The following is an 11,636-nucleotide window of genomic DNA, read 5'->3' as shown; positions in this document are numbered from 1 at the left end:
GGAATTTTACATTATATCGCCGTATAAGTCAATCGGATAATTTGAAAAGCCGGAAGGACTTTGATATAATCGTTTCGAGTTAACGATACGGGAGGTTGCCATGAAAAAACTTATTAACTGCGCGGCGGCGGCCGCGGTATTTTTCGCGCTTACCGCCGGAGCCGGCGCAAAAGAGGGCGTAAAAATGAAAGCGATATTCGAGACATCCATGGGAAAGATAACCGTGGAGTTATTTGAGGACAAAGCCCCCCTGACGGTCGAGAATTTCACGGGTCTTGCCGAGGGAACGAAAGAATTCATCGACCAAAAAACGGGGCAGTCGGCGAAAAGGCGTTTCTATGACGGCCTTAAATTTCACAGAGTTATTCCGGAGTTTATGATTCAGGGCGGATGCCCCCTGGGCACCGGAACGGGCGGGCCGGGCTACCGCTTCAAGGACGAAATATCCGATCTTAAATTCGACCGGCCGGGACGGCTGGCTATGGCGAATTCCGGACCGGCCACCAACGGCTCGCAATTCTTCATAACGGAGACGCCGACTCCGTGGCTCGACGGAAAACATACGATTTTCGGACAGGTCGCGGAGGGGCAGGACATTGTAAATAAAATTGCCCGCGCGCCGCGGGGACCAAGAGACGCGCCCGCCACCGACATTATACTGAAGTCGGTTAAAATAGTCCGTTCAAAAGCGGGAGCGCCTTCGACGCCGGCGGCCAAGGCGGCGGGGATGTCCAAAAAAGTCCTTATGATTACGGCTCCGATAAACTTCCGCGACGAGGAATATTTCGAGCCGAAGAAAGCAATCGAGGCGGCGGGGATGGAAGTCGTGACGGTTTCTCTGAAAACGGGCACGCTGTCCGGTATGCTCGGCGGGAGAACGGAGTCCGATGCCCTCATACAGGACATTAATCCGTCGGAATACGCGGGAGCCGTTTTTGTGGGCGGTTCCGGCGCGGAGGTTTTCTGGGAAAATCCGGCGGCGCACGCTCTGGCGCGCCACTTCGCGTCAAGCGCCAAAATATTGGGCGCCATCTGCATTGCCACCGTCACGCTCGACAAATCCGGCGCGGTCGACGGCAAAAAAGTGACTGCGTTTCCGTCGGTAAAAAAGGAGATCAAACGCGGAACTTACACGGGTAACCGTGTCGAGATAGACGGCTCTGTAATAACCGCCGCCGGCCCCGAAGCCGCGCCGGACTTCGCAAGAGCTCTGGTGGAAGCATTACTGCGTCAATAATCAAAACAACAAAATAAGCGGCCCGCGACATACTTTTTTCGACGGAGACCGAAATCACGGAGATTAAAAATGGCAGCGCCTTTCGATAAGAACGGAATATTCATGAACTCGGAGCTTGTATCGACAATCCGCAAAAATGACACGGAGGAAATAAGAATATCCGTGCTGAAAAACAACAAAATAGACGTGCGGCTTTACGCCAGCTTCGCCGACGGCGCCGAACCGAGCCCGACTAAAAAAGGTTCGTGGATTTCGTTCAAACACGTGCCGGTTATCATTGAAACGCTGAGCAAAATAGCGGAAGGTAAGGGCGACGCCGAAGAAGTTCTCGAAGAGACGGATAAGGGCAAGCTCAAAGTTTATTCGGCCGATTTCAAAGGCCGCAAGTACGTTCACATACGGAACTTTTATCTTGAAAACGGCGAATATAAACCCGGCAAAGGCGTCTCGTTTTCCGCCGACGCTACCGCCGCGGTGCTCGATGGTTTCAAGAAACTCTCCGGCAGGAAAGAATAATATCCGGATAGAAAGCGCTCCGACAAATTAACCGGAAGATGACGGGCGCTTTATTTGTTTCTTTCGGGTTTGCCTGCCGACAAAAGATATACGGCTTCCTCTCCGAAAAGATTAGGCAGGTATCTCACGCGGCGTATGCCCGTGAAAAATTCTCTTTTCTCGACGGTAATATTCTTTTCCTTGATATAGTCCTCAAAATCGAGCGCGCTTAAAAAATGCAGGTTCGGCGTGTCGTGCCATTTGTACGGCAGAGCGGGCGTGACCGGCGCCCGTCCTCCCAGAAATATCTGCATCCTCGATTTAAGATTTGCGAAATTCGGAAATCCGGCGACGACTTTTTTACCGACACGCAGCGCTTCGTCAAGAATCACCGCGGGACGACGCACCTGCTGGAATGTGTCGAGCAATATCACGTAATCGAAAGATTTATCCGCGAAGTCCTTAAGACCCGCCTCCAGATCCTCGTGCAAAACACTCAGGCCTCTGGCCACACAACTGTATATCGCCTGCTCGTCTATCTCGATTCCGGTCACCCTGGCGCGCTTTTCGCGCGACAGGCGCTCCAATAATTCCCCGCCGCCGCAACCCAAATCCAGCACCGACGAATTTTCGGTCACCCACGAAACAGCCGCGTCGTAAACGGGATTTATTTTTGTATTCGTCATATTTATTCCTTTGTCAGTTCGCCCACGGACCGGACGCGCTCCAGAAAATGTTTTATAAGACGGGTTTCCTCCTTGAACTCAAGAAGAAACGCGTCGTGCCCGTACGTGGATTCTATTTCGCAGTAAGTAACGTCGGCGCCGGCGATTTTAAGAGCCCGCACTATCGCCTGCGTCTGATAAGACGGATACAGCCAGTCGGACTTAAACGATATGGCCAGAACTTTGGCCGCAAGACCGCTGAAGACCTCGTGGAGCGGCCGGTCGCCGGCAGGATCAAAATAGTCGAGCGCCTTGGTTATATAGAGGTAAGAGTTGGCGTCGAAACGTTTTACAAAACTCTCTCCGCGATATTTAAGATAGCCCTCGACCTCGAAATCCGGCTCGAATTTAAATCCCGGACGCGATGTCTTCACGCGCCGGCCGAATTTTTCGGCCATGGACGCGTCGGACATATAAGTTATATGTCCGACCATGCGGGCCACCGCAAGCCCTCTCGACGGAAAAGACACGCCGTAGTAGTCCCCGCCCCGCCAGTCGGGATCCGCCGTTACGGCCTGCCGGCCGACTTCGGAAAACGCTATCTGCTGAGGAGAATGCTTCGCCGTAGTGGCTATGGGAATGGCCGAACGCACCCTGTCCGGATGAGACGAGAGCCATTCGAGCGTCTGCATTCCGCCCATCGAGCCGCCGGCGACGGACAGAAGTTTGGCTATCCCCAGATGTTCCGTCAGCCGAAGCTGCGCGGATACCATGTCCTTAATGGTTATCGTCGGGAACGAAGCGCCGTAAGGTTTGCCGGTTTCGGAATTTATCGACGACGGACCGGTGGTTCCCCTGCATCCGCCCAGAACATTCGAGCAGATTACGAAGTATTTGTCCGTGTCGAACGCCTTGCCGGGACCTATCATTTCGTCCCACCATCCGGGCCTTTCGTCGCCCTCGTGACAGCCGGCCGCGTGCGCGTCGCCGGTCAAAGCGTGCGCTATGAGCACGGCGTTGGATTTATTTTCGTTAAGCCGCCCGTAGGTCTCGTAAGCGATGGTTACTTCGGAGAGTTTTTGGCCGAATTCCAGTTCAAGTCCGTTAAAGGCAAAGTATTTTGTCTCGACTATGCCGAGGCCTTCGCCGGACGACGTTTTTCTTTCGTCTTTCATCGGATTCTCCCTTTAATGGAGAGGCAAGCAGCCGGATATAAAATAAATCTTTTTTTATTTCTCGAACAGCCACGTCGACAAATATCTTTCGCCGGTATCCGGCAGCAACACCACCACTGTTTTGCCGGCGTTCTCGGGACGACGCGCTACTTCCACCGCGGCATAAAGCGCCGCGCCCGACGATATTCCGGCCAGTATCCCTTCCTCGCGCGCCAAACGACGCGCGAAGGATCCCGATTCCTCGTTGGTTACCTTGAATATCTCGTCCACTACGCAGAGATCAAGCGCTGCGGGAACGAAGCCCGCTCCTATTCCCTGAATTTTATGCGGGCATGGCTTTTCGCCGGAAAGCACGGCGGAATCGCTTGGTTCCACGGCCACTATACGCACGCCGGGCTTTCTTTTTTTTAATCCCTCGCCCACGCCCGTTATCGTTCCACCCGTGCCCACGCCGGCAACAAAAATGTCAACGGCTCCGCCGGTATCGCGCCAAATTTCTTCCGCCGTCGTCGCGCGGTGTATCGCGGGATTGGACTTGTTATTAAACTGCTGCGGCAAAAAACTCCCGGGAATCGAACGCGCTATTTCCTCGGCTTTTTCAACCGCTCCGCGCATACCCTTGGTACCTTCGGTCAGGACAAGTTCCGCGCCGAATATTTTAAGAAGCTGCCGACGTTCGACGCTCATTGTGTCCGGCATGGTAAGTATCAGGCGATACCCTCTTGCCGCCGCAACGAAGGCCAGGGCTATGCCCGTATTGCCGCTCGTCGGCTCGACTATGACCGCGCCCTCTTTGAGAATTCCTCTTTGTTCGGCGTCGTCTATCATCGAAACTCCGATGCGGTCTTTTACGCTCGACAACGGATTGAAAGATTCGAGTTTGGCAAGAACCGTCGCTGCGGCGCCCGATGCGATGCGATTGATTCTTACCAATGGTGTGTTGCCTACGGTTTTCGTTATATCATCATATATTCTTAACATAATTAGCTCCATTTAACGACAGGGTTGAGGATGATAAAAATTACCTGTAGGGGCGAAAAATCTTTCGCCCCTACAAACAGAACATTTTTCACCGGCAGGGGCGAAAAATCTTTCGCCCCTACTACCACCTATTGTCCCAGCGCCTGCTCTATATCGGCTATTATGTCGTCGGTATTTTCCAGTCCCACGGAAAGCCGCACAAAGTCGGGCGTTACTCCGGTAGCGCGCTGCTCATCTTCCGACAACTGCTGATGTGTCGTAGTCGCCGGGTGAATGGCAAGCGTTTTGGCGTCGCCGATATTAGCCAAATGTGATACAAGTTGCAGCGAATCAATGAACCTGCGTCCGGCGGCAAGCCCTCCCTTTATGCCGAAACCCACTATCGAGCCGGCTCCGCGCGGAAGATATTTTTTGACGCGCTCGTATTCCGGGCTTGTTTTAAGGCCGGGGTAATTTACCCAGACAACCTTGGGATGTTTTTGCAGATACTCCGCAACCTTGACGGCATTCTCGGAATGGCGAACCATTCTTAAATGAAGCGTTTCAAGTCCCTGCAAAAATAAAAATGAATTGAACGGAGAGAGCGCAGGCCCGAGGTCGCGCAGCAAAGTCACGCGCGCCTTGATAATGTAAGCGATGTTGCCCATCGGCTTGAGCGCCTCGACGAAGTTTATGCCGTGATAGCTCGGCTCAGGGTCGGCTATCGTGGGAAACTTGGATTTCCCGTCTTCTTTTATAGTCCAGTCGAACTTACCCGCGTCGACGATAACTCCGCCTATCGAAGTCCCGTGGCCGCCTATAAACTTGGTGGCGGAGTAAACCGCGATATCGACCCCGTAGTCAAAAGGCCGCAACAGATACGGCGATACGGTATTGTCCAGTATAAAAGGAAGACGCGCTTCGCGCGCAATGCGCGAAATACCGTCGAGGTCGGCGACGTCGAGTTTGGGATTTCCTACCGACTCGGCGTAAACCGCTTTCGTTTTTGGGGTTATGGCCGACCGCAGCGCGGCAAGATCGTTCGACTTCACGAATTTCACCGTAATGCCCAGACGCGGCAGCGTGTAATGAAAAAGAGTGTACGTTCCGCCGTAGAGGTTGTCGGCGGACACTATCTCGTCGCCGGCGCGGGCAAGATTCAAAATTGCCAACGTTATGGCCGACTGCCCCGACGCAACCGCCAACGCGCCGACGCCGCCGTCCAAGAGAGCCATACGCTTTTCAAACACATCGGTGGTGGGATTCATTATGCGCGTATAGATATTGCCGAACTCTTTAAGCGCGAACAGATTGGCCGCGTGCTCGGAATCGCGGAACTGATAAGATGTGGTTTGATAAATAGGCACCGCGCGGGCTCCGGTGGCGGAATCCGGCGTTTGCGCTCCGTGCAATAGTATAGTTTCGGGACTCAATTGTTTTTTTTCGTTCGACATTTTGCTGCCTCCTGTAATCGCCGTTTTTACGGCATAATTATATTGTCTACCTGAACTATATACAATGCTCTTAAAAAATCAGATGTTGTAATCGGGATGCTTTACGGATATTTTTTTGGATTTTTCGACCATATCCGCAAATGTTGTGTTGTCTACTATGCTGTTTGTGTAATCCCGAATGTCGCGCCACATATCCACGAACGAGCATCGGCCGAAATCCCTGCATTTCGACGGTTCCGTTTTGCTTATACAGGTGATGGGAGACGTAGCGCCGTCGGTCAAACGGATGATTTCGCCGAGCATGATTTTTTCCGGCGGCTTCGCCAGAGATATTCCTCCGTCGGGGCCGCGGCGGCTTCTGACGTATCCCGCGCCTTTTAGAATGATGATGATTTGTTCAAGATATTTTTTGGGTATATCCTGCCTTTCTGAAATATCTTTTACGCGCGACAGGCCTTTGTCGTAATGCTGGGCAAGATCAAGAATAATTTTTAAAGCGTAATCGCCTTTGTATGTCAGTTTCATTTTTTTATACCGAATTGTCGCCGCGCAAATTATATTTTTTTGGTTTATCGGGCGTAGATTTCTATTGTATACTATCTCTATCGTTTCGGTAGAGTATATATTTTTTTATTGGACTTGTCAAGTGCCTCCCCAAAAGATTTTATTTTTCGACGCCGGCATACTTAACGGCCAAGAAAAAAGTTGCAGATTGAGTCAATTGAAAAAGTGTCCAAAATGTCGCCAGCGAACCCTTCACTTTTGTCACCCTGACCCCGCGCTTGATGCGGGGGAAGGGTCTCGCTTTGGCTCAGGGCAGGATCCGTGAATGGCCTCCACCCGAAGGGTGGTCGTCGGAAGACGAGATTCTTCGCGGAGTTTATCCTGAGGCATTATGAGATTCTTCGCTACGCTCAGAATGACAACCGCCGAAGGACTCAGAATGACGCTCGCCGAAGGTCTCAGAATGACAAATAACGGGGTTTTTCAATTGGCTCAAGTTAATAATTTTGGGTCAACAACATTATGATGGAAAACAAACCGAAAAAATGTTATAATCCAAAACCTATGGCACCCGTAAAAAAAGTCGCGGCGCAACCCGCCGACATAATAATCGAAATCGGCTGCGAAGAATTACCCGCATCCTACATTGAACCCGCCGCCGCGGAATTCGCCGCCAAAATCGTCGCTCTGCTCGACGAAAAAAACGTGCCGCACGGCGAGGTTGCCTATTATCACACTCCCCGCCGCCTCGCGGTAACGGTTTGCGGAGTCGCGCCGAAAGCCGACGATAAAATCGAAGAATACACGGGGCCGGCCGTCGCCGCGGGACGCGCGGAAGACGGTTCGTTCAAGCCGCCGGCCATCGGATTTGCGCGCAAACTCGGCCTGCCGCCCGAAAAATTATCCGTTAAAAAACTCGCCAAAGGAGAATACTTCGCCGCTGAGATAAAAATCCCCGGCGACAAAACCGAAAAAATACTCTCCGACGGCCTTCAGGGAATCATCTCGACGATAAAATTCCCGAAATCAATGGTATGGAACGAGACAAAATTCCGTTTTGCCAGACCCATACGAAATATACTCGCGCTGTACGGCTCGAAAATCGTAAAATTTTCGGCGGGCGGAGTCCAATCTTCCGCCAAAACATTCGGCCCGGGGCCGGGATTCGGAAAGAAATTAACGGTTTCGGGAACCGCCAAATATTTACAGGCGCTCAAAAATACCTGTGTGCTGGCCGACCATAGGGAACGCGAAAAACTGCTAAGACGGGCGCTGGAAGCCGCCGCCATGTCGGTAAAGGCCCGCGTGCTTTTCGACGAAGATTTGGTGAGCGAAGTCAATTCGCTTGTAGAATATCCCACGGCGCTCGCGGGACGATTCGACAAGAAATATCTTGCCCTGCCGGAAGAAATACTTATAACCTGCATGAAGAAAAAGCAAAAATTCTTCGCGCTCAGGACCAAAGAAGGCGCGTTGAGCGAAAACTTTGTCGCGGTTAAAAACGGGATATCGTCCGGCGTGGAAAGAATAGTGGCCGGCTATGAAAAAGTGCTTACCGCGCGTCTTGAAGACGCCCTCTTTTTTTATAAGAACGATCTAAAACTAAGCCCTGACGCAATGGCGGCCAAACTTTCCGGTGTCACATTCCGCGAACGCCTCGGCAGTATGGCCGATAAAACCGCGCGCGTCCGGAAACTCGCCGTTTCATTCGCCGATGCCGCGGGACTCAAAGAAGACGCCAAAAAGAACGCCGCAAGAGGCGCCGAACTCGCAAAGGCGGATTTGACGAGCGAAATTATATTTGAATACCCCGAACTCTGCGGAATAGCCGGCGCGATTTACGCCAAAAACGCCGGCGAAAACGATACTGTGGTTTCAATAATACGGGAACACTACCGCCCGTCCGCCGCCGACAGCGACGGAACGGTTCCTTCCGGAGCGGAAGCATCAATTGTCGCCATAGCCGACAGGGCAGACACCATCGCCGCCGATTTCGCCATAGGCATAATACCCACCGGTTCGGAAGATCCCTACGGTCTCCGGCGCGCGGCAGCCGGTCTGCTTAAAATTCTTCTTGAAAAAAATATATCTCTGCCGCTTAATTTAATTTTTGCCGAGGCGCTGCGCGGCCTGGTGGACAGCTCCGATGAGCGGACAAAAAAAACAATATCCTCCGATATCGACGGCACACTTGCGAAAATAAAGGATTTTATACGACTGCGGCTGGAAACGATTTTTCAGGAAAGCGGGAGGGGGATTGACGAAATACGCGCTGCCTTAGCCGCCGGATTCGACGACGTGCCCGACGCGGCCGCCCGCGCGGAGGCGCTGGGCGCGGCAAAGAACGACAAGGCCTTTGAACAGATAACCGTATCGCTGAAGCGGGCCGGCAACATAATAAGACAGGCGCAAAAGGCCGGAACCGACGTAAAAACTCTTGCCGTAGACGAAACTCTCTTCGCTCAGGATGAGGAGAAAGAACTTTCCGGCGCGGTCGAATCGCTGTTAAACGATTTTGAGATACTGCGAAAATCCAGAAATTACCCCGAAGCTTTGACACTGCTTACAAAACTCGCCGTTCCGCTGGAAAACTTTTTTAATAAAGTGATGGTAATGGCGCCTGAGGCCAATCTCAGAGGCAACCGACTGGCTCTGCTGTCCCGCATAGTCGAACACTATCGCCTGATAGCCGACTTCTCCGAGTTAAAAGGCGCCTAATTCTAACCACTCCCTCCGTCGGCAACCTATCGTATGAAAGGTTTTGCCCTCCGCTTGATGACAGACAATATCCTCGCGCAGGGGAGGGCTCGTTGAGCTTAGCGAAATCCCGCTCAATGACGGACACTCAATCCTGTCCCTGCGGGGTCAACTTCTTCCGACGGTTTCAAGGCACATTAAACTTAAGTCCGCCGCCTTTCGGAATCGCGGTAACGGATACTCGCGCGCCTTCTTTTATCCCGCCTGCCAAAAGCTTGCCGCTCAACACATCGACAATCTCCCGCTGTATCGCTCTTTTAAGCGGACGCGCCCCGAAATGCGGATCGAATCCGGCGGCGGCCAGATATTCTTTTGATTTGTCGTCAAGCGAAACGACGATTTTTTTCTCCGAGAGCCGCGCGTTGACCTGCGCTATCTGAATATCCACAATTTGCTTTATGCTTTCTCTGGCCAGATTGCGGAAAACCACGACCTCGTCGATTCTATTCAAAAATTCCGGACGGAAAAACGCCCTGAGCGCCGTCATTAACTCGTCCTTCAAACCTTTTTCCATTATTTCCAGAAGAGGCGTCTCGGTCTTCTGATAAATTTCGGCGCCGAGGTTGGACGTCATAATTATGACGGTGTTCTTGAAATCCACGGTGCGTCCCTGCCCGTCGGTAAGACGTCCGTCGTCGAGAATCTGCAAAAGCGAATTGAAAACATCGGGATGGGCTTTTTCTATCTCATCGAACAATACCACCGAATACGGCCGACGGCGAACCGCCTCCGTGAGCTGGCCGCCTTCTTCGTAACCCACATAGCCCGGGGGAGCGCCCATCAACCGCGATACGGAATGTTTTTCCATGTACTCCGACATATCGAGCCGCACTATGCTTCGCTCGTCGTTGAACAGGAATTCCGCCAGCGATTTTGCCAATTCTGTCTTACCCACACCCGTCGGTCCCAGAAAAATAAACGACCCTATCGGACGATTCGGGTCGGAAAGCCCGGAACGCGAGCGGCGCACCGACGCCGCAACGGCGGCAACGCCTTCGTCCTGACCGACGACGCGGCGCTTAAGAAACTCTTCCATACGCAAAAGCTTCTGCGATTCGGTTTCCAGCATTTTGGATACCGGAATACCCGTCCACTTGGCGACGACTTCGGCTATATCCTCTTCATCCACTTCCTCTTTAAGCATCTTAAGTTTTTCCTGAAGCGCGGCGAGTTTATTGTTTTCCTCGGCGAGACGCTGTCCGATGTCGCGCGATTTTCCATAGCGCAGTTCCGCGACCTTGCCCAAATCGCCGGCGCGTTCCGCTTGATGTTCCTCGATTTTGAGCCGCTCGGTTTCTTCTTTAAGCGAGCGAAGACGGGTGATTATTTCTTTTTCCTTGCGCCAGTGCTCCGACAGACGGTCGCGCTCCTTGCGCAGTAGCGATATTTTGGCGTCGACATCGGCGGTTTTGGATTTTTCCTTAATAAGCCCCTGCCGCTCTATTTCCAGTTGGCGGATTTTTCTTTCGAGTTCGTCGAGCTCCAGCGGCATTGAATCAATTTCTATTCTCAGGCGCGAGGCGGCCTCGTCCACCAGGTCGATGGCCTTGTCGGGCAGGAATCTGTCGGAAATGTAACGGTTGGACAGCGCGGAAGCGGCCACGAGCGCCGAATCCTTTATTTTTACGCCGTGGTGTATTTCGTAGCGTTCTTTAAGCCCCCTCAAAATCGCTATTGTATCCTCGACGGTGGGCTGCCCGACTACGACGGGCTGAAACCTGCGCTCCAAAGCCGCGTCCTTTTCTATGTGTTTGCGGTATTCGTCAAGAGTGGTCGCGCCTATACATTTAAGCTCGCCGCGCGCAAGCATCGGCTTCATTATGTTTGCCGCGTCCACGGCGCCTTCCGCCGCGCCCGCGCCCACGAGTGTGTGCATCTCGTCGATGAAAAGTATTATCTCCCCGTTGGAAGAAGTCACGGCTTTGAGAACCGCTTTCAATCTCTCCTCGAACTCGCCTCTGTATTTGGCGCCGGCTATGAGCGCGCCCATATCCAGAGACAGCACGCGACGATTTTTAAGCGACTCGGGAATGTCGCCCGAAGCGATGCGCCGCGCCAGCCCCTCGGCTATGGCGGTTTTACCGACTCCGGGTTCGCCGATGAGAACGGGATTATTTTTCGTGCGGCGGGAAAGAACCTGCATCACGCGCCGTATCTCGGAATCGCGGCCTATTACAGGGTCGAGTTTTTCCTTGCGCGCAAGGTCAGTCAGGTCTCTTGTGTATTTTTCAAGCGGATTTTCGACGGACTGTTCCTGCGGGGACGACTGATTATGATTCATAGCGGAGGCATCCTTAAAATAAAGAAAGCGATTAGTGGGTAGTGAATAGTGGTTAGTCCGTTTCTGCTGTCCAACTGTGACCGAACAGACGCTTTTACTAATCACTAT

At 52.6% G+C, this 11,636-nt stretch carries 9 protein-coding genes; 3 read left to right on the top strand and 6 right to left on the bottom strand.

What is annotated here, in order from left to right; translation table 11 throughout:
* Positions 1–100: 100 nt before the first annotated feature.
* The gene (locus tag CVU77_06835; GenBank protein ID PKN01063.1) at positions 101–1,237 is read left to right on the top strand and encodes a hypothetical protein; all 1,137 of its coding nucleotides are present in this window, start codon (positions 101–103) and stop codon (positions 1,235–1,237) included.
* Positions 1,238–1,306: 69 nt separating this feature from the next.
* Positions 1,307–1,753: a hypothetical protein gene (locus CVU77_06830; protein PKN01062.1), complete on the top strand. Its 447-nt coding sequence runs from the start codon at positions 1,307–1,309 to the stop codon at positions 1,751–1,753.
* A gap of 50 nt (positions 1,754–1,803) precedes the next feature.
* Here CVU77_06830 and metW read toward each other — a convergent pair whose 3' ends face one another.
* The 5 genes from metW to CVU77_06805 all read right to left on the bottom strand — a co-directional run bounded on the left by metW (position 1,804) and on the right by CVU77_06805 (position 6,511).
* Complete coding sequence (metW, locus tag CVU77_06825; GenBank protein PKN01061.1) at positions 1,804–2,418, bottom strand: methionine biosynthesis protein MetW; 615 nt, start codon at positions 2,416–2,418, stop codon at positions 1,804–1,806.
* Between the two features lie 2 nt (positions 2,419–2,420).
* Positions 2,421–3,572, bottom strand: a complete 1,152-nt coding sequence (locus CVU77_06820; GenBank protein ID PKN01060.1) for a homoserine O-acetyltransferase — start codon at positions 3,570–3,572, stop codon at positions 2,421–2,423.
* A 54-nt stretch (positions 3,573–3,626) separates the two neighbouring features.
* Positions 3,627–4,553: a cysteine synthase A gene (gene cysK, locus CVU77_06815; protein PKN01059.1), complete on the bottom strand. Its 927-nt coding sequence runs from the start codon at positions 4,551–4,553 to the stop codon at positions 3,627–3,629.
* A 128-nt stretch (positions 4,554–4,681) separates the two neighbouring features.
* Positions 4,682–5,986 (bottom strand): O-acetylhomoserine aminocarboxypropyltransferase, encoded by a 1,305-nt coding sequence (locus CVU77_06810; protein ID PKN01058.1) that lies wholly within the window; start codon positions 5,984–5,986, stop codon positions 4,682–4,684.
* Positions 5,987–6,064: 78 nt separating this feature from the next.
* Positions 6,065–6,511 carry an Rrf2 family transcriptional regulator gene (locus CVU77_06805; GenBank protein ID PKN01057.1) on the bottom strand — a complete coding sequence of 149 codons (447 nt, stop codon included), beginning with the start codon at positions 6,509–6,511 and terminating at the stop codon, positions 6,065–6,067.
* Between the two features lie 501 nt (positions 6,512–7,012).
* Here CVU77_06805 and CVU77_06800 point away from each other — a divergent pair.
* Entirely contained in the window at positions 7,013–9,208 is a 2,196-nt protein-coding gene (locus tag CVU77_06800; protein PKN01056.1) for a glycine--tRNA ligase subunit beta, read from the top strand.
* 166 nt (positions 9,209–9,374) lie between these two features.
* On the opposite strand, the gene CVU77_06795 is transcribed toward CVU77_06800, so the two are convergent.
* Positions 9,375–11,636: type VI secretion system ATPase TssH (locus tag CVU77_06795; GenBank protein PKN01055.1), on the bottom strand; the 2,262-nt coding region annotated here is incomplete at its 5' end.

The organism is Elusimicrobia bacterium HGW-Elusimicrobia-1, assembly GCA_002841695.1.
Taxonomy (GTDB): domain Bacteria; phylum Elusimicrobiota; class Endomicrobiia; order PHAN01; family PHAN01; genus PHAN01.
The sequence above is the reverse complement of the archived record's forward strand: the minus strand, read 5'-3'. Positions and strand labels throughout refer to the sequence as shown.